Raw genomic sequence first — 18,533 nt, forward strand, 5'->3', positions numbered from 1 at the left:
TTTTCAGCCATCTGCATATCATTTTACAGAGTGAACGATTGATATAAATAAAATACCATTCAAGTCTCAAGGGGTAATTACATGAAAATAAAAATGAATAAGATAGTCGAAGAATCAGTAAAAGGATGTTTTTGTCATTTTGATAACTGCGGGCATCTGTATCTCGGACGGCATCAGAATGGCGGGCTTTCGTTTACGATCATCGATGAATCAGGTGATATTCGAGTGATTCTGAGATGTTAAGATCCAACAGATATTCTTTAAATGATGACGTCATCCAAAACCTGAAATTACACAAAAAAGAATTAGAGGGGCCGCTGCCTTCAGATGCAGAGAGATTCGAAGAAGATTTTGAGGGGGTTGCCTGCGATGGGGATTTTTATGAATACTTCGCACTTATCTGCGGCAGCTTTGATTTTGTGTTGGCGAATAAACAAATGCCTGCGCGGCAGCGTAAAGCCTTATATAAATCCTTTTTTGAGCTTTATCCGCAATATGCGCAGCTGAAAAACGCTTTAACGGATTATCCGGAGCTCAGCCGGGAAATCGGGCGGCACGAACGGGTTAGGAGGCTGTTAGTCAGCATTTTAAACAAGAAATGAAAGGCAGGCTTTTGACGTGAAAGAACCAACAATAGCAGAATGTTTGAAAAAGGCTGGTCTGATCCTGAACGGTCAATCGACGAGGGGAGAAGTGTCGGATTGGGCGTCTGAGTATGTGGCTGCAGATGATCCGGCGGTTGAGGACGAAACCGTTTGGGAGATGCTCGTATATTTGAGCGGGTTTGATCTGAAAGATTCGCCTGATTCGTATCTGCATACGATTGAAGAATTAAAAGATTGGATGGCAGAGGTGAAACATTTGAAACCGCGGGAGGCAGAAATATATGAATTGGCATTGTTTGAGTGAGGAGGAGACAGAGCAATTGTGGCGCAGGGTGAATCGCGCAGTGAAATGGAAACCGTACAGTAGATTTGCTTCAATAAAACCTCCGAAGCCGTTTCAAGTTTTTAATGTATCTCAAGGATTCAATGATGAAAAAGGGAATATCAGTTTTTTGGAAGATGCAGAGGTGCAGATACTAAAGGCATTTCAATCTTGTACCTTAAAGCAAGAGTTTATATATGCGCTGGACTGGCAGCATGAATGTTATCTATTTAATCCTCATGCGCCAATTGATAAAGATGAATTCGGCGAATGGCTGGTCCCCGTTATCCCAAACGGAGACTATTGTTTCTTTATTCATTAGGACTTTCAGTGGGGGCTGTCAGGGGATCCGCGGCAGCAAACCATTACGGTTTTTGGCTCACCGCTAATAAGGGCGATAGAAAGAAACGCTCCTGTCTTATTTCAAAAGTGAATGCCGCTTGCGAATGCATCTCATGTTTTATGGGGGAGGAATAACGATGACAGAAGAAGAGTTCAGGGCTGCGGAAAAAAGCTTGAGAGCGTCTTTTCCGAAAGCATATAAACGGCTGCTTCATAAAAAGAACCCCGCGGAAATCGGGGAGTGGATTTTTTTCCCTATCCGTGAACAAGGCCGTTTACAGAAAACCTGGGATGATGTGATCAGGCAAAACAGTGTGTGCAGAGAAGAAAGCATGCCCGACGACATGATTGTAATTGCCGACAACGGAACCGGGGATAAGCTGTGCTTGAAGAAAGCGGACGGCGTAATGGAGGAGACCGTTTATCTGTGGGATCATGAGACTGCCGGCGTTGAATTGTATGCCGCTGCTATAGGGGAATTAATAGAAAATGAAAAAGAATAAGTGGCTGATTCATGAGATTTTAGAATTCCGCCTCTTCCGGGAAGGGGAGATTTCTGTAATTGAGTTGGCGTTTTCCTCCGAGTATGAACATCAGCTCATTCATGTAAAGCTCACATGCAAAGACGTTTCTTCCGTTCGGATAAAAGAAATGGAGAGTCATGCGGCTGGTTCAGGCATTGTAACAATTGATCCTGTTGCTGACGGCGATGATGGACGGCACTTTCTCATAGAGGAGTGGGAGGATCAAACGTTCCGCTTTTACTGCCGTCAATATGAAGCAGCAGAGGAGAAGGAGGCACAAAATGGAGTGGCACAAACATGAGAAAGCAGTTATGCTTCGGCCGGATTCGCCGGGTTGTTTTGAATTGACGGAGTTTACGTTCTCTACCGGGTATAACGAGTATTATGATAAAATCCCGGTGTTTGAGCTGAAGCTGACTGATGGGCAGTATGATGCCGTGCTGCGTTTTGAGGGTGTGAGGGCTGCCCGGCTGGATGATCTTGAAAGCATCACCGACATCCATCTGGATATCAGCCCGGTCGACGGCGGCTGGGAATCGATACGCTATTATGTAGATGACGGGGAAGGAAGAATAAGCTTTTATTGCGCCAAATGGGTCGTGCTTGACATGAAGAAAAAGCAGTCCCCCGAATGGCCCGGCAAAACGTCAGGGTAAAGCGGCGGCATTTCGCGTATAATGAGGGGAGCCGGACAGAGAAGGAGTTTAGTCATGAATGAGTTTAATGAATATGCGATCAGCCCCGAGATCCGACGGGCGCTGAATGGCTTGCAATACACCGAGCCGACTGAAGTGCAGCGGCGCGTCATCCCCGCCGCGCTGCAAAAAAAAGACCTCGTCGTCAAATCGCAGACGGGCAGCGGCAAAACCGCGGCTTTCGGCATTCCGATCTGTGAGCTTGCGGAATGGGAGGAAAACAAACCGCAGGCGCTGATTTTAACGCCGACCCGCGAGCTTGCGGCGCAGATTAAAGAAGATATCACGAATATCGGCCGTTTCAAACGGATAAAAGCCACAGCGGTTTTCGGAAAAGCTTCTTTTGATAAACAGAAAACCGAACTGAAGCAAAAAAGCCACGTCGTTGCCGGAACGCCGGGGCGTGTGCTTGATCATATAGAGAAAGGGACGCTGCCGCTTGAACGGCTGGCGTATGTAGTGATTGACGAAGCGGATGAAATGCTGAATATGGGATTTATTGAACAGGTGGAAGCCATCATTCAGCATCTGCCGAAAAACAGAGTCACTATGCTGTTTTCAGCGACGCTGCCGGATGACGTCGAGAAGCTGAGCCGCACATATATGAAAGACCCTGAATTGATTGAAGTAAAAGCGGAAGGCCTGACGACAAAAGACATTGAGCATTTTGTCACCAGAACAGAAGAAGAGGACAAAACATCTTTGCTGCGTGATGTCCTGATCACCGAAAACCCGGACAGCTGCATCATATTCTGCCGGACAAAAGAAAGAGTCATCCAGTTAACCGATGAACTGGACAGGCTGGGCTACCCTTGCGATAAAATTCACGGCGGCATGGTGCAGGAAGACCGCTTTGACGTCATGAATGAATTCAAGCGCGGCGAGTTCCGCTATCTCATTGCGACCGATGTTGCCGCCAGAGGAATTGATATTGAAAACATCAGCCTCGTCATCAATTATGATATTCCGCTTGAAAAAGAAAGCTATGTGCACCGCACCGGCAGAACGGGACGCGCCGGACACCGCGGACGGGCCGTTACGTTTGTGACGCCGTCTGAATCGCGGTTTCTGAATGACATTGAGACATATATCGGTTTCCGCATCCAGAAGCGGGAGGCGCCGTCTGAGAAAGAAACAGCGGAACGGAAAGCGGCTTTTGCGGAAAAACTGAACGCCCGCCCCGATGTCAAAACAGACAAAAGCGAACAGTTAAACAAAGACATCATGAAGCTGTACTTTAACGGCGGGAGAAAGAAAAAACTCAGAGCGGTCGATTTTGTCGGAACGATTGCGAAAATCGACGGCGTTTCAGCCGATGATATCGGGATTATCACGATTTTGGACAACGCATCGTACGTCGAAATTCTGAACGGCAAAGGCCCGCACGTTCTTGACATCATGAAAAATACGACGGTCAAAGGCAAAAAACTGAAAGTCCATAAAGCCAAGAAATAAAAAAGAAAGCCTGCCGCGCGCAGGCTTTTTTTACGCCGTCTCCTCGGGGACGAACGCAAGGATGCCAATCCCGATTACAAACAAAATGATCAGGCTGAACACGGCGGCTGACGAATTTCCGGTCAGCTGGGCGGTCACGGCAATCAAAAGCGGGCCGATAATCGAAGCGAACTTGCCGAAGATATTATAAAAGCCGAAAAACTCATTGGCGTTCTGTTTGGGGACAAGCTTGGCAAAGTAAGAGCGGCTCAGCGCCTGAATACCTCCTTGGGAAGTGGCGACAAGCATAGCCAAGACCCAGAAATCAAAAGCGGAATCCATAAAATAAGCATACGTGCAGACAATCATATACACGCCGATTCCGGCATAAAGCATCGTTTTTCCTTTAAACCGTTCGGCCAGCCGTCCGTACAAAATCGAAAAAGGCGCGGCGACGACCTGTGTGACAAATAAAACAATCAGCAGATTTGCCGCGCTGATGCCGAGGTCAGTCCCGTATGACGTGGACATCGTAATGATGGTGCCGACCCCGTCGATGTAGAAGAAATAGGCGAGCAGAAACAAAAACAGCGCCCGATGCTTCCTGATCTGCTTCAGCGTGCCGGCCAGCCGTATAAAACTGCTGAGTACAAGCCGCGGCTCCCTCTCGATATAATAGCGCTGGCGGACGCGGAGAAGGAGCGGGATCGAAAACAGCCCCCACCATGCCGCCGTAATCAAAAAGGCAGTGCGGCCGGCAGCCTGGGCGGACAGCGGAATCACCTCCGCTTGTGCTGAAAGAATGACGGCAATGCTGAGGAGAAAAGGGATCGTGCTGCCGATATAGCCCAGTCCAAATCCCCTGGCGGACACCATATTCATCCGCTCCTTTGCGGCCACATCAACGAGAAACGCATCATAAAACACATTAGACCCGGCAAAGCCGATCGTGGAAATCGTATAACAAATTAATAACAGCATCCAAGATTCGCCGGGAATCAAAGCCAGCGCGGCTGTGCCCGCCACACCGATCAGAAGAAAGAAGGCAAAAAACCGTTTCTTGCATCCTTTGTAGTCGGCAATCGTTCCTAAGACGGGGCCGAGCATCGCCAAAATAAAAGTCGCGGCGGCAATCGTATAGCCAAAATAAGCGGTAGAATCAGCCGCGCTGACACCGTTTTCCGCTGCCGCGGCTTTAAAAAACAAGGGGAACACCGCCGTCATAATAATGACCGAATAAGCTGAATTGGCCCAATCATACAGCATCCAGCTGCTTTCTTCTTTCGAAAACCGTTTCATCACACACGCTCCTTCCCAAAAACCGGTTCTCTGCATTATATGCGCCGCTGCCTCATCGTTGGACAAAGATTTCTGAACGGCGTTTTCTGATTGACATGGAGATATTGACCTAGTTCAAAAAGAATGTACAATCAAGGTGTAGCAGGTAAATGGTCAGGCGGGAGGGAGACAGAATTGAAGATTGCGAAAGTCATTAATAATAATGTCGTCAGTGTGCTCAAAGAAGGCAATCAGGAATTGGTCATCATGGGCCGGGGCATTCCATTTTAGTTTCCTTGTATTTATTTTGTCTTACATTCACATATGACTTGGTTAAGGCAGGCAAAACCTAAATTACAATGAGCGCTGATCATTTCTGTTTGTGCTGATGGTAATTTAGGTTTTTTTAAGATTCATTATTATCATTATTCTGACCGATGTCCCCTTTTAACAGAATCATGTATGATTGATAAAGAAATCGCTTTCAAAGAAAGGGGAATGCCGACATGTTTTATCGTATGAAACGAGTGCTGCTGCTTCTTGTCACTGGATTGTTTATGAGTTTGTTTGCAGTCACTTCTACTGCCTCGGCTCAAACAGGTGGATCGTTTTTTGACCCTTTTAACGGCTATAACTCCGGTTTTTGGCAAAAAGCAGATGGTTATTCGAATGGAAATATGTTCAACTGCACGTGGCGGGCTAATAACGTATCCATGACGTCATTGGGTGAAATGCGTTTAGCGCTAACAAGCCCAGCTTATAACAAGTTTGACTGCGGGGAAAACCGTTCTGTTCAAACCTATGGCTATGGACTTTATGAAGTCAGAATGAAACCAGCTAAAAACACAGGGATCGTTTCATCGTTCTTCACTTACACAGGTCCAACAGATGGAACTCCTTGGGATGAGATTGATATCGAATTTTTAGGAAAAGACACAACGAAGGTTCAATTTAACTATTATACAAATGGTGCAGGAAACCATGAGAAGATTGTTGATCTCGGGTTTGATGCAGCCAATGCCTATCATACGTATGCGTTCGATTGGCAGCCAAACTCTATTAAATGGTATGTCGATGGGCAATTAAAACATACTGCGACAAGCCAAATCCCGACAACACCGGGAAAGATCATGATGAACTTGTGGAATGGGATAGGTGTCGATGACTGGCTCGGTTCCTACAATGGTGTAAATCCGCTATACGCTCATTATGACTGGGTGCGCTATACAAAAAAATAATGTACAGAAAAGGATTTCCGCAAACGGAAATCCTTTTTTAATTAAAACGAAATAATCCCAATCAAAAGCGCCGCAATCGTCATCACAATCGTTGTTCCCACGGCCCATTTAATAGTGAATTTTTGATGGTCGCCAAAGCTGACGCCCGCCATTCCGACCAATAGATAGGTGGATGGCACAAGCGGGCTGAGCAGATGCACCGGCTGGCCCAGCAAGGAGGCTCTTCCGATTTCAGCGGCGTCTATTCCGTAAGCGGAAGCGGCTTCGGCAATGATGGGAAGGACACCGAAGTAAAAGGCGTCATTCGACATGAAAAAGGTGAAAGGCATGCTGGCAATCGCAGTGATCAACGGCAGATGCGGGCCCATGGCATCAGGGATGAGGGAAACGAGAGAATGCGCCATCGCATCCACCATTTTTGTGCCGGAGAGAATGCCTGTGAATATGCCCGCAGCAAACACCATTGAGACAACGTTTAACGCATTACCCGCATGCGCTGAGATCCGTTTCTGCTGCTCTTTGACATTTGGATAGTTGACCATCAAGGCGATGGCGAACGCGATCATAAAAAGAACAGGGATTGGCAGCAGGCTGGTGATCAGCGCGGCCATCAGGGCGACAGTCAGCAGCAGGTTGAACCATTGGAGAGCCGGACGCTTCAGCGGCGCTGCCTCCGGATCAGAAGACGGTGCGTGTTCAATCGAAATGATGCCGAGCCGCTTCCGTTCTTTTTTTCCGAGGAGATAAGCAACGGCGATCACCCAGAGAACGCCGGCGATCATAGCGGGAATCAGCGGCGTAAAGACTTCCGACGTGTCCAATTTCAAGGAAGCTAAAACCCTCGCCGTCGGCCCGCCCCACGGAATAATATTCATGACTCCCGAACCGAGCATCGCAATACCCGCCAGCACCAAACGGTTCATGCCGAGCCGTTTGTAAAGGGGCAGCATAGCCGCAATCGTAATCATATACGTTGTTGTCCCATCTCCGTCCAGCGAAATGGTCATCGTCAGAACCGCTGTGCCGATGGCGATTTTTAACGGGTCCCCTTTGACAAGCGATAGGATTTTGGCAATGAGGGGATCAAACAAACCTGAGTCAATCATAATGCCGAAATACAGGATGGCGAATAACAGCATGATCCCGGTAGGAGCGAGGTCTGTAACGCCTTGAATCATCATCTCGCCGAGATCTTTGCCAAATCCGCTGATCAGGGCAAACACAACAGGAACGACAATCAAAACAATAAGAGCGGAAAGCCGGTTAGACATAATAAGATACATAAAGACAATCATCATCACAAAACCGAGTATGGCAAGCACGATATGACCTCCCCTGTTCAACAGCTGTATTGGTAAGCGCTTTCGCAATTTATTTCTGTGAAAATGGCTTATTTCAAAATGTGTATGACCGCATATGTAAATACAGACCTAAAATCCTAATGAACGGATCAGCAGTTTATATGAAGAACGCCGCGGGTAAATGTGCTGTAGAATGTTTCGTTTTAAAAGGGGGAACTGACATGAGTGATGATCAAAACAAACGAGTAAATGAACACTCAAAGGACGAACAGCTGGAGCAGTACCGGTCTGATAACAGCGGCAAAAAAATGACGACCAATCAGGGGCTTCGCGTGTCTGAGGATGAGCATTCTTTAAAAGCGGGCGTCCGCGGCCCCACGCTGATGGAGGATTTTCATTTTCGTGAAAAAATGACGCACTTTGACCACGAGCGGATTCCGGAACGGGTCGTTCATGCGCGCGGGTACGGCGTTCATGGGCATTTTCAGGTGTACGAACCGATGACGGAATATACACGGGCGAAATTTTTGCAGGACCCGTCCGTCAAAACGCCTGTTTTCGTCCGTTTCTCAACAGTGGCGGGCTCCAAGGGGTCAGCCGACACCGTCCGTGACGCCAGGGGGTTTGCGACGAAGTTTTATACTGAAGAAGGGAACTATGACCTCGTCGGAAACAATATTCCGGTGTTCTTCATTCAGGACGCGATCAAATTCCCGGATCTCGTTCACGCCATAAAACCGGAACCGCACAATGAAATGCCGCAGGCTGCGACGGCTCATGATACGTTCTGGGATTTTGTCGCAAACAATCCTGAATCCGCGCACATGGTCATGTGGACGATGTCTGACCGCGGCATCCCGCGAAGTTATCGGATGATGGAGGGCTTCGGCGTGCATACGTTCCGTTTCGTCAACGAGAAAGGAAAAGCGCGCTTTGTCAAATTCCACTGGAAACCCGTGCTCGGCGTTCATTCCCTCGTATGGGATGAAGCGCAGAAAATTGCCGGGAAAGATCCCGATTTCAACCGCCGTGACCTGTGGGAAACGATTGAAAACGGCGGCAAAGTCGAGTATGAGCTCGGTGTTCAGATGATTGACGAAGAAGATGAATTTAAGTTTGATTTCGATATCCTTGATCCGACGAAGCTGTGGCCGGAGGAGTTGGTTCCCGTCAAGCTGATCGGAAAAATGACCCTTGACCGCAATCAGGACAATGTCTTTGCGGAAACGGAACAGGTCGCCTTTCACCCGGGAAATGTCGTGCCGGGCATTGATTTCACCAATGATCCGCTTCTTCAAGGCCGGCTTTTCTCTTATACAGATACACAGCTCATCCGTCTTGGCGGGCCGAATTTTCACGAGATTCCGATCAACCGGCCGGTCTGCCCGTTCCATAACAACCAATACGACGGCTACCACCGGATGACGATTAATAAGGGCCCTGTCGCCTATCATAAAAATTCCCTGCAGAACAATGATCCGTCGCCGGCCTCAGAAGAAGAAGGCGGATACGTTCATTACCAGGAAAAAGTAGAAGGCAGAAAAATCCGCCAGCGCAGTGAGAGCTTCAATGACTATTTTTCTCAGGCCAAGATGTTCTGGAACAGCATGTCTCCCGCCGAGAAAGAACATATCATCTCCGCGTTCTGTTTTGAAGTCGGAAAAGTGAACAGCAAGGATGTGCAGCAGCAGGTGGTTGATGTCTTCAGTCACGTCGACGCCGGGCTTGCCGAGCGTGTTGCGAAAGGAATCGGCGTGAACCCGCCGCCGAAGGATCGTGAATCTGATGAAACGTTCACTTCCCCGGCCTTAAGCCAGGAAAACACGGTGAAGACGGCAGCGACAAGGCAGGTTGCGGTTTTAACCGACCACGGGTTTTCTGATGAGAAAGTCAAACAAGTGCTTGATGCATGCAAACAGGCGGGAGTCAGAGCCGATATCATCAGCCCCGCGCTTGGGACCGTGAAGGGAGAAAACGGCACGGAGCTCGAAGCGTCAGCCACTTTCCTGACAGCGGATTCCGTCCTGTACGACGCTGTTTTCATTCCGGGCGGAAAACAAAGCACAGACAGCCTCAAAGCCCAAAAATCGGCCAGAGACTTCGTTAACGAAGCCTTCAGCCATTACAAAGCGATCGGCGCCTCCGGTGAAGGAAAAGAACTTCTCGCCCTCGCCGCCGGAACCGAAAACGGCCCCGGCCTTGTTCCGGACGGAAACTGCGAACAATTTCTGAAAGCCGTGGCTGAGCATCGGCATTGGGACAGAAACATATAAGAATAGTCAAAAGTACCCTGTTAAGGGTGCTTTTTTTTTAGTTTATCAGAATGGAATATTTGTTTTATGTGTGATATTCTGGAATATAATAAAAATTTAGGTGGGATAAGTATTATGATTGTGGGAACTTTTATTAACGGATATAAGTCATATGCAAAATCAATTTTTGCACCTATAGCAAATAACAATGAGCAAAAGTATGCTGTCTATATTGGAGCAAATGGTGTAGGCAAAAGTGGAATCTTGGAATCTCTTGATGTTTTCTTTAATGGACGAGATTGGAATGCGACAAGAGGATCTAGGAGAGAGGACCGGTATATAACCCCTGTATTTTTTATTGAAAGGGGTAAATTTGAAAATTTTATTATTAATTCAAATCGATACAGTAGGTCTGAGATAGATGGAAATAAAAGAACTTTAGAGGATATAAATATTATAAGCGACAAATTCTGGAGCGGTATACAAGACTGGTTAAAAGGAGCTGCTAGAAGGGAATACATTGAAAATTTTTACGAGTTTATTGACTACTTAACAACTAACTATTCTGAACAAGAATACTATATACTTCCCTCGGGTGTGAAATTTAATGGGAAGCCAACACTTGCTCCTTTCGAGAGCTACTTTGAAAAAATTTTAGGGAATAAAGAGTACATAAAAAAAATAGAAAGGATAAGGAAATTAATAAAAGAATACTATGCTTATGTTTATATTCCTGTGGAACAAAGTGCTAACGAAATTTTAAAAATTGAAGATAAACAAATGCAAACTTTAATGAACAAAGATATCCTACTAGAAATTGATAAGGTACTGACAAGTAGGTATGAAATAGAAGGGAAAAATAAAAGTTTCTTAAACTTTATAAATGATTATCTTAATAAATTTATGGAGGACATAAATAATTCTATAAAAGCAATTGATAATCAATATAATTACAGCCCAGAAGCAAATAGTAAGAGAAATTTAACAGTAACAGATATAAGAGAAAAAGTTATTGAAGCTTACTTTTCAAAAAGACCATTGAGGTACAAAAATAGAGAAGTTCAAAAACTAAGTTCTGGTGAGCAGAGAAAGGCATTAATAGACATTGCATATGCATTTCTTTCAAATGTGAAAGAAATGGATAGAGAATTAATTCTGGCTATTGATGAACCAGAAGTGTCCATGAATGTTGTTAATTGTTTTCCGCAGTTCGAGAGGTTAGAAAGACTTTCGAAAGACTTTAATAGACAAGTCATGATAACGACCCATTGGTATGGATCTCTCCCCATCACAAATAGCGGTCATTTACTTCATGTGAGTAAAGAAATCGAAGGAAGTGTTTCGATTTCAGATTTTAGTTTTTTTGATTATTTAGATGAAAGAAGAAGATTTCCTGATGATATAGCATTAAAAAGTATGTTTGATTTAGCAACTAGCATTATTAGTTACTCCAAATCTATGAAAAATACTAATTGGATTATATGCGAAGGAAGTACAGATAAATTATACCTCGAAGAATTATTAAAAGATGCGGGAAACTTTAAAATTCTACCTGTTGGTGGATGTTCTAATGTGATTAAATTATATGGTTTATTGAGTTATCCTTTATCCGATAAAACTACAGCACAAGCAATGAGTGGTAAAATTCTTTGTATGATTGATACTGATCGAGTAAAGACCAATGTTTCAAAAGCAACTGAAAGTTATGGAAAAGTGGATTTGAGAAGATTACAAACATTAAAAAGTAATAATATCGAATCAGTTAGACTTTTAGAACCATGGAAACAAGGTCAGTATTATGAACAAACAGTTATCGAAGATTGTTTAGACCCCAAGATTTTCTATGAAACTATTAAAGAAATTATAAATTCAAATGCAAATGAAGATATACAAAAGTTATTTGCATTATATAGTTTTAATTCAGACATTAAATTTTCAAGAATTGATGGAACAGCTTCATTACTCATTCCGACAAATTACGAATCTGGAAGTAACAAGGAAAAATTGATTCAATTTTTAGCGGACAAAAAAATAAAAACAAAAGTTGCAAAACTCTATAATGAGAAAATTAAGATCACTCCGCCTAGTAATAACTCATTAGTTGAGTCTATTATGGGGTACTTCGGCATATCCAACACCTTAAAAACTAAAAAGAATGAAGTCTTAATATAAATATGATTAAGTAATAAAAAAAGATAATAGCGGAGCTAAACATATGAATCAAAAACAACTCGAAGAATATTACCGGCGTGACGAAAACATGATGATTTTGGTGTTTGCCCAATGGTGCGTCAATCATGACCTTGACCCGATGGCCATTTACAGCAAGGCTTACCCCGGACAGCCTTTAAACGAAGAGCTGCGAAAAACGGCTGAAGAACTTGTCGTGCCGAAGGAGGAATCAGAACCGATTCCTGATCAAACCGTTATCGGCGTTTTGGAGATGTTCGGCAACTCCGATTTGGCGGAAGCCGTTTATGAAGCCATTGCGCAAAGACCTTCACGGTAAAAGAGGCGTGGATTTTCCATGTCTCTTTTTTTATGGAGAAAATGTGAAAGAAGGCCCAGAAACAATTTGCTGATCTGCGCTGTCTATAGAGTGTAATCCGTTTTCAAAAAGGGAACGGTAATGAAAAGGAGGAGTTGTGATGAAAAAGGCATTCAAAATGATGGCGGCTGTGCTCTTAACCGTGCTGACAGCCGCGCCGTTCGGAGGTTTCGCGCCTTCAGCCGAAGCCGCGCAAACCGCAAAGCCCGTTGTCAAAAGCCATACGTATAAGCATGTAAAGCAGCTGACATACCCCGAGGTCACAAATACGGGAAACGCATCTTTTGAAAAGAAAATCAATCAGGACTTTAAACGTTATATTGAACAATCGTACAAAGAATATGTGAAAAACAAAAAAGACGGTGAGAAACAAGGCTACAAAGCGGAATACCAGGCAGATTTCAAGGTGAAGTATAATCAAGACGGCAAGCTCAGCATTCAGACGGAAGACTATAGTTACACAGGCGGCGCACACGGGCTGACATCCGTTCAGACCTTTAATTACGACCTGGCCGCAAAAAAACGGGTCACACTCGATAATGTGCTGAATACAAAAACGAAAGCTAACAAAACGAGAGACTATCTTTACGGCTACATCAAGAAACATGACGATCTGTTTGACCAGGACGTTAAAAAACAGGAGATCATCCTGAATAACGAAAGACCTTTCTTCTTTACGAAAAACGGCATTGCCGTTGTGTTCGGACAATATGATCTCGGACCGTACGCGGCAGGAATCCGGGACGTTTTCGTACCTGCATCCGTCTATCAATAAAAAAAAGCGATATCACTCCAAAACGGAGCGGTATCGCTTTTTTTCTATTACCAGACAAACAATCCGACAATCGCCGCGCTCAATAAGGAAACGGCAATTCCGCTGACAAGCAGCTTCCAGACGTTTTTTCCGATGATGGCTGATTTTTCACCATCAAGCAGAGATTGATAAGATCCGTAGATCATGCCGATGGTGCTGAAGTTTGCGAATGATGTCAGGAATGTCGTAGCCACGGCAATCGTGTGCGGCGGAAGTGAATTCAGCTGCCCTTTCAGATCGGCCATTGCCACAAATTCATTTGTCGCGAGCTTGATGCCCATCAGCTGTGCGACATACATCGCGTCATGTCCGCCTAATCCGAGAAGGAAGGCAAACGGACTGAAGATGTATGAGAAAATCTTTTGAATGGTCAAACCGTGCATGAACAATCCGAGTACGCCGTTTAACGCGGCCGTTAACGCCACATATCCGATCACCATCGCTAAAATGACAATGACCATGTTCATGCCGACAAGCATACTGTTAGAGATTGTGGAGAAGAAGTCTTTTTTCTCCGCTTTTGAAGGAACGTAAATAATATCATCCTCTTTAGAAACGTCCACGGGATTCAGCATATTGGCGATTAAAAGCGCGTTTAAGCAATTCAGCGGGATGGCTGTAAACACATAAGTGGACGGAACCATCGTCAAGTATGATCCGATGATCGAGCCGCTGATGCTGCTCATGCTCATCAGCCCGAATGTCAGAAGCCGATTGTTGCTGACGGCGGCAAGCTGCTGGCGGATGACGGCTAAAGCTTCCGTATTTCCTAAAAACATCATCTGGATGGAGAAAAAGCTCTCCAGCTTCGGCAGACGGGATATTTTAGAAATCAGCCAGCCAATTTTATCAATGAGCCACGGCAGAATACCGAAATACGACAGCATATCAAAGAAGGTCACGACGAAGATAATCGGCAGCAATGCGCTGAAGAAAAAATCAACCGTCGGATTGGCCATGACAGACGGAAAAGCGAACGCAATCCCTTGACTGGCGCAGGAAATCAGCCATGTAAAGAACGCGCCGATCTTCCCGATGACAAAGCCGCCGACTTTTGTCCCTAACATAAACCAAGTAATCAGAAACTCAAAGACGAGGAGCATGACAATCGGACGCCATTTAATCTTCTTCTTGTTGGGAGAGCATAAGAAAACAACAGCCATGACAACAATGAGACCGACAATGTTCAATAAAAAGTACATGTGAGCAACTCCTATAAGGGTATTATGGAAATAAAAAAAACTCTTATTCGTCACAAATTCCTGAAAGCCAGAAAGTGTGATAAATAAGAGCCAAAAGAAAAGAATAGACAGCGTCATATGCTTTTCACTCGTTCAAATTTATGCAAACTTTCTTGTAGTCTAGTCTTTTACGGCACTAGGTAGAAACAATCAGACCATATTACTGATCATATACAAGAATAACGATATTACATGAGATAGCAGTATTTTATCGTTTCAATTTTTGAAAATCAACCTTTTTAGATATTTTCAAAATAATAAATTTATATTATAAATAAAGAAAATAAAGGATGTGCATAAGTAATTGGATAATAAAGGAATAAAAAACCCCTGAAAACCGTTCCGATTCATTGTAAAGACGGGATGCAGCTGATAAAATGGATCTGAGGGCACAGCCTTCAAAAGACGGCAGAAAAGGGGTCATTTTCGTGATCATTCAGTTCATTCGTTACAGATAATGAGAGGTATAGATAAATAGGTTAAACCTTCCAATTTGGCGAGGTTTATTTGTCTATGCCTTTTTCATTTCATCGGAATAACGAATGAATGAGGTGTTTTTTTGACGTCTATAAAAAGAAAACGCGCGGAATTACTGCAATCATGCCAGTCCGTGTTCAGGTGTCCGCTATGCCGGTCGGCCATGGCGGTCTCACAATACAAAAGCTTGATTTGCGGACAGGGGCATACATTTGATATATCAAAACAAGGATATGTGAATTTCCTCAATAAATCGGTCAAAACCCGCTATGACAGGCAGCTGTTCGAAGCGAGACGCGAGCTTTTTGACAGCCGGGAGTTTTTTTGGCCGGTTCAAAAGGAGATCGCCGCCATCATCAGCCGTAAGCAATCTCCGCATAAACCGGCGGCGATATTGGATGCGGGGTGCGGAGAAGGCTCTCATTTAGCCGCCGTATGCAAATTGCTTCAGCCCGCTTTTTCCGTGACGGGAATCGGCATTGATCTCTCGAAAGAAGGTGTGCTGCACGCCGCAAAGGCCTTCGGGAATCATATGGTGTTTGCCGTCGCTGATGTGGCGGATGCGCCGTTTGCCGACAGCTGTTTTGATGTCGTAATGTCCGTTTTATCACCTTGGAATTACAAGGAATGCAGCAGGCTTTTAAAAAAGGGCGGCACAGTCATTAAAGCGGTGCCGCGGCGTGATTATTTGAAGGAAGTAAGGGAATTCTTCTTCGGAGACAGTCCTCGGCGGAATGACACCGCCGATTCTGCGGCCGGACGATTCCAAGCGGGCTTTCAAACCTTTGAGCGCAAACGGCTGTGTTACACGAAGACCTTATCGCAGCCTGACCTCGAGCGGCTTGTGAAAATGACGCCCTTAACATGGAAATGCACTGATGGCAGCATCCGGCGGTTTATCAGCCGGAAAGAGGCTGCTGTTACGATAGATATCGATATTTTAATCGGAACCGGTCCGCTGTAAAACGGAAAAGACACGCTAATCGCGTGTCTTTTTTTTATTTCCAGACTTCACCGGCAATGTTGACGACATGGCGCAGTTTTGCCCATTGCTGTTCTTCTGTGATCAGGTTTCCTTCCTCAGTGGAGGCGAATCCGCATTGCGGGCTGAGGCAAAGCTGATCCAGGCTGACATATTGTGAAGCTTCTTCAATCCGGCGTTTAATCGCGTCCTTGTCTTCAAGTTCGCCATGTTTCGACGTAATCAATCCAAGCACAAGCTGAAGATCAGAGCGTTTGACATAACGGAGCGGTTCAAAGCCGCCGGAGCGGGAATCATCATATTCCAGGAACAATCCGTCAAGGTCAAGCCCGTCAAAAATCGTTTCAGCCGCTGCATCATAGCCGCCTTCAGCCGTCCATGTGGATTGGAAGTTGCCGCGGCAGATATGCATCGTAACCTTCAGATCGTCAGGGCGGTCCTTGATGGCGTCATTAATGGAAGCGGCAAACAGCTTGCGCAGCTCATCCGGCGTTGTGCCGAAAGCTTCAATCTGACGAAGCCCCGCTTCCGATAAGAAAACGGCCCATGCGGTGTCATCGAGCTGAAGGTAGCGGCACCCGGCGTCATAGAAAGCTTGAATCGCTTTTTTATACGCCTTTGACACATCGTGCTGAAATTGTTTGTAATCATTCTGGTAGGACGCTTTTTCCAATTTTCCGCGGAAAAACAGCATATTCGGACTTGGGATGGTCATTTTCGGAACAGCATCGCCAGCAATGCTGTGCAGGAATTTATAATCTTCGAGCATCGGATGCTGAGAAAAATCAATATCTCCCGTTACTTTAATGCCGCGCGCTTTCGTCTGTACGTTGTAAAACTGAATGCCGCTTTCAGGCGTAAATGCTTCGACGCCGTCTAAGTTTTCGAGAAAATCAAAATGCCACCAGGCACGGCGGAATTCGCCGTCAGTCACGACATTGAGGCCGGTTTCTTTCTGCTTTTCCACGCTGCGGATGATTTCTTTGTTTTCGATTTCGCGCAGCTGTTCTGCCGAAATCTCACCCGCCGCTCTTTGCAGGCGGGCTTGCTTCACAGCCGCCGGCCGCAGCAGGCTTCCGACCTGATCCGCGCGAAACGGCGGGTTTTTTCTTAGAAGCGTATGCAATGGTTGTTCTGTGTTTTGCTGTGACATGAACGATTCCTTCTTTCCTGATGAAATATAAAAAGCTCTTCCCTCGGATAGGGAAGAGCTTGCGTCCGCAAATCTCAACCTTATCTTCAGGATTTAGCACCATTCTGCTGAACAGCGGTTGCCGGGTATCATAGGGCCAGTCCCTCCACCTCTCTTGATAAGGAAATATGCTATTTTTCAGAATAAACTGTAATACTCTTAATCTTAGTATGTTTTCTCATATTGTCAATATATTTCGATAAATATTTTATTTATCACCCTCAAATAGAATCATATCTATCACAATGGCGATCGCGAGACAAAGAACGATATCCTCTTCCTTTTCAATCTGCAAATGATAGGAATCGCCCCAGCTCATCCATGATTTGGTGACGGTCATCCGGTTTGATTTTCCGTCTGTCACTTGAAAATTCCGGCCCCACACATCGCCGGTAAGATCCCAGCCGAGTCCGGAAATTTCAAATTTCGGTTTGAATAACGTGACTTTCTTGATGACTTGGCAGACGGGTTTGCCGCTGACGGAAATCTCGTAACGGGGAACGAGCGACATCAGTTTCTGATTGACGCTGGCGAGCGTGCGGCCGTCCAAATCAGTCAGCTTCAGTTCATCACCGAATGAAAACAGCTTTCCTTCAACATTGTAGACTTCTTTCCCGCTTTCAAGAAACACTTGAAAACGATTCTTAAACGTCAACATCCGCTCTTTGATATAAAAATGGTACATAAAAAAACTCCTTTTTTATGTTGTACGAAAAAAGGAGGCGGATGGTTTCATATCGGCCGGGTGCATAAAAAAAAGGCTGCCGATTTTGCGGCAGCTGTCGTTTTTATGATAGCGGCATCCGGCGTTTTTGACGGATCGCATTTAAATCAATGATGTTATTCGTGTCGGCAGCTGTCACCAGCGGGCTTGTCTTTGGCGTTTTCCGGCGGTTGTCCTTACTGAAAGAGAAAACAAGATACCCTGTCAAAGCAGCAAAAATAAGTAGCATCATTTTACATACCTCCCAAAAAAAGTTTTGGTATTATTATTGTACGAAAAAACAAACGAAAAGTATTCAAACAATTGTCACTTTTTTAAAAAATAACGTCATTTTCCGTAAAAATGACTATGGGTTGAAGAAATTTTGCTCTTGTTGTGGTTCTATAGATTGTATCGGCTGATGAATGATGATCGTTTATATAACTTTTTCACTATTTTTTGTAAGAGTCTAATTAACCACTTCGTTGTTTTCGTTTGCCTTGTGTTATTCAGTACCCTAAAAAACCTTATAATATGCAAAATAACTGCTTCTAACAGATGACTGCGGAATGACAGCGCTTTCTT

General features: G+C 45.0%; 18 protein-coding genes, 2 pseudogenes and 2 riboswitches. Of the genes and pseudogenes, 14 read left to right on the forward strand and 6 right to left on the reverse strand.

The window, feature by feature from the left end; translation table 11 throughout:
- Positions 1 to 236: 236 nt before the first annotated feature.
- The 7 genes and pseudogenes from K3G25_RS11335 (at position 237) to K3G25_RS11365 (ending at position 3,943) form a co-directional block, all read left to right on the forward strand.
- Positions 237 to 602: a YxiJ family protein gene (locus K3G25_RS11335; RefSeq protein ID WP_072177494.1), complete on the forward strand. Its 366-nt coding sequence runs from the start codon at positions 237 to 239 to the stop codon at positions 600 to 602.
- Positions 603 to 618: 16 nt separating this feature from the next.
- On the forward strand, positions 619 to 909 hold the full coding sequence (locus K3G25_RS11340; protein WP_232489308.1) for a DNA-binding protein: 291 nt from the start codon (positions 619 to 621) through the stop codon (positions 907 to 909).
- A pseudogene (locus K3G25_RS11345) lies at positions 887 to 1,360 on the forward strand (DUF2716 domain-containing protein). Before K3G25_RS11340 ends, K3G25_RS11345 begins: the two are co-directional and overlap by 23 nt.
- A gap of 46 nt (positions 1,361 to 1,406) precedes the next feature.
- On the forward strand, positions 1,407 to 1,772 hold the full coding sequence (locus tag K3G25_RS11350) for an SMI1/KNR4 family protein (protein WP_025650043.1): 366 nt from the start codon (positions 1,407 to 1,409) through the stop codon (positions 1,770 to 1,772).
- Positions 1,759 to 2,094 carry a hypothetical protein gene (locus tag K3G25_RS11355; RefSeq protein ID WP_025650044.1) on the forward strand — a complete coding sequence of 112 codons (336 nt, stop codon included), beginning with the start codon at positions 1,759 to 1,761 and terminating at the stop codon, positions 2,092 to 2,094. The genes K3G25_RS11350 and K3G25_RS11355 overlap by 14 nt, the downstream gene beginning before the upstream one ends.
- Positions 2,075 to 2,449, forward strand: a complete 375-nt coding sequence (locus tag K3G25_RS11360) for a hypothetical protein (protein ID WP_202729348.1) — start codon at positions 2,075 to 2,077, stop codon at positions 2,447 to 2,449. Before K3G25_RS11355 ends, K3G25_RS11360 begins: the two co-directional genes overlap by 20 nt.
- A 54-nt stretch (positions 2,450 to 2,503) precedes the next feature.
- Positions 2,504 to 3,943, forward strand: a complete 1,440-nt coding sequence (locus tag K3G25_RS11365; protein WP_029972962.1) for a DEAD/DEAH box helicase — start codon at positions 2,504 to 2,506, stop codon at positions 3,941 to 3,943.
- A gap of 30 nt (positions 3,944 to 3,973) precedes the next feature.
- Here the strand turns inward: K3G25_RS11365 and K3G25_RS11370 are convergent, their stop codons facing one another.
- Positions 3,974 to 5,224: an MFS transporter gene (locus tag K3G25_RS11370; protein WP_232489309.1), complete on the reverse strand. Its 1,251-nt coding sequence runs from the start codon at positions 5,222 to 5,224 to the stop codon at positions 3,974 to 3,976.
- Positions 5,225 to 5,395: 171 nt separating this feature from the next.
- Here K3G25_RS11370 and K3G25_RS11375 point away from each other — a divergent pair.
- Together K3G25_RS11375 and bglS are read left to right on the forward strand one after the other, a co-directional pair.
- Positions 5,396 to 5,488 (forward strand): annotated as a pseudogene (locus tag K3G25_RS11375) (CAT RNA binding domain-containing protein); the annotation flags it as partial.
- A 218-nt stretch (positions 5,489 to 5,706) separates the two neighbouring features.
- The gene (gene bglS, locus K3G25_RS11380; RefSeq protein WP_094296191.1) at positions 5,707 to 6,438 is read left to right on the forward strand and encodes a beta-glucanase; all 732 of its coding nucleotides are present in this window, start codon (positions 5,707 to 5,709) and stop codon (positions 6,436 to 6,438) included.
- A gap of 41 nt (positions 6,439 to 6,479) precedes the next feature.
- On the opposite strand, the gene citH is transcribed toward bglS, so the two are convergent.
- Complete coding sequence (gene citH, locus K3G25_RS11385) at positions 6,480 to 7,760, reverse strand: citrate transporter CitH (RefSeq protein WP_205161005.1); 1,281 nt, start codon at positions 7,758 to 7,760, stop codon at positions 6,480 to 6,482.
- 200 nt (positions 7,761 to 7,960) lie between these two features.
- Here citH and K3G25_RS11390 point away from each other — a divergent pair, with 200 nt between their 5' ends.
- The 4 genes from K3G25_RS11390 (at position 7,961) to K3G25_RS11405 (ending at position 13,314) form a co-directional block, all read left to right on the forward strand.
- A complete protein-coding gene (locus tag K3G25_RS11390; protein WP_022553982.1) occupies positions 7,961 to 10,012 on the forward strand; it encodes a catalase in 2,052 nt (683 codons plus the stop codon).
- Positions 10,013 to 10,126: 114 nt separating this feature from the next.
- On the forward strand, positions 10,127 to 12,163 hold the full coding sequence (locus tag K3G25_RS11395) for an AAA family ATPase (protein ID WP_109567311.1): 2,037 nt from the start codon (positions 10,127 to 10,129) through the stop codon (positions 12,161 to 12,163).
- Positions 12,164 to 12,206: 43 nt separating this feature from the next.
- Positions 12,207 to 12,500 (forward strand): hypothetical protein, encoded by a 294-nt coding sequence (locus tag K3G25_RS11400; RefSeq protein WP_053573921.1) that lies wholly within the window; start codon positions 12,207 to 12,209, stop codon positions 12,498 to 12,500.
- A 139-nt stretch (positions 12,501 to 12,639) separates the two neighbouring features.
- Positions 12,640 to 13,314 (forward strand): DUF3298 and DUF4163 domain-containing protein, encoded by a 675-nt coding sequence (locus K3G25_RS11405; protein ID WP_021494710.1) that lies wholly within the window; start codon positions 12,640 to 12,642, stop codon positions 13,312 to 13,314.
- 47 nt (positions 13,315 to 13,361) lie between these two features.
- On the opposite strand, the gene K3G25_RS11410 is transcribed toward K3G25_RS11405, so the two are convergent.
- Positions 13,362 to 14,555: a NupC/NupG family nucleoside CNT transporter gene (locus K3G25_RS11410; RefSeq protein WP_014419242.1), complete on the reverse strand. Its 1,194-nt coding sequence runs from the start codon at positions 14,553 to 14,555 to the stop codon at positions 13,362 to 13,364.
- Between the two features lie 135 nt (positions 14,556 to 14,690).
- A riboswitch (purine riboswitch) is annotated at positions 14,691 to 14,791 on the reverse strand.
- Between the two features lie 362 nt (positions 14,792 to 15,153).
- Between K3G25_RS11410 and K3G25_RS11415 the strand changes: the two genes are divergently transcribed.
- Positions 15,154 to 16,035, forward strand: a complete 882-nt coding sequence (locus K3G25_RS11415; protein WP_154817781.1) for a methyltransferase domain-containing protein — start codon at positions 15,154 to 15,156, stop codon at positions 16,033 to 16,035.
- A 34-nt stretch (positions 16,036 to 16,069) separates the two neighbouring features.
- Here K3G25_RS11415 and K3G25_RS11420 read toward each other — a convergent pair whose 3' ends face one another.
- From K3G25_RS11420 to K3G25_RS11430, 3 genes are all read right to left on the reverse strand, one after another.
- On the reverse strand, positions 16,070 to 17,206 hold the full coding sequence (locus K3G25_RS11420) for a 5-methyltetrahydropteroyltriglutamate--homocysteine S-methyltransferase (RefSeq protein ID WP_110124437.1): 1,137 nt from the start codon (positions 17,204 to 17,206) through the stop codon (positions 16,070 to 16,072).
- Between the two features lie 77 nt (positions 17,207 to 17,283).
- Positions 17,284 to 17,370: riboswitch (SAM riboswitch) on the reverse strand.
- A gap of 83 nt (positions 17,371 to 17,453) precedes the next feature.
- Positions 17,454 to 17,930: an LURP-one-related/scramblase family protein gene (locus K3G25_RS11425; protein ID WP_017418594.1), complete on the reverse strand. Its 477-nt coding sequence runs from the start codon at positions 17,928 to 17,930 to the stop codon at positions 17,454 to 17,456.
- Positions 17,931 to 18,033: 103 nt separating this feature from the next.
- Positions 18,034 to 18,201, reverse strand: coding sequence for a hypothetical protein (locus tag K3G25_RS11430; RefSeq protein WP_003150808.1), 168 nt, complete (start codon positions 18,199 to 18,201; stop codon positions 18,034 to 18,036).
- Positions 18,202 to 18,533: the final 332 nt, after the last annotated feature.

This window comes from Bacillus sp. FCW2, assembly GCF_021228595.1.
In the GTDB taxonomy this organism is placed as follows: Bacteria; Bacillota; Bacilli; order Bacillales; family Bacillaceae; genus Bacillus; species Bacillus velezensis.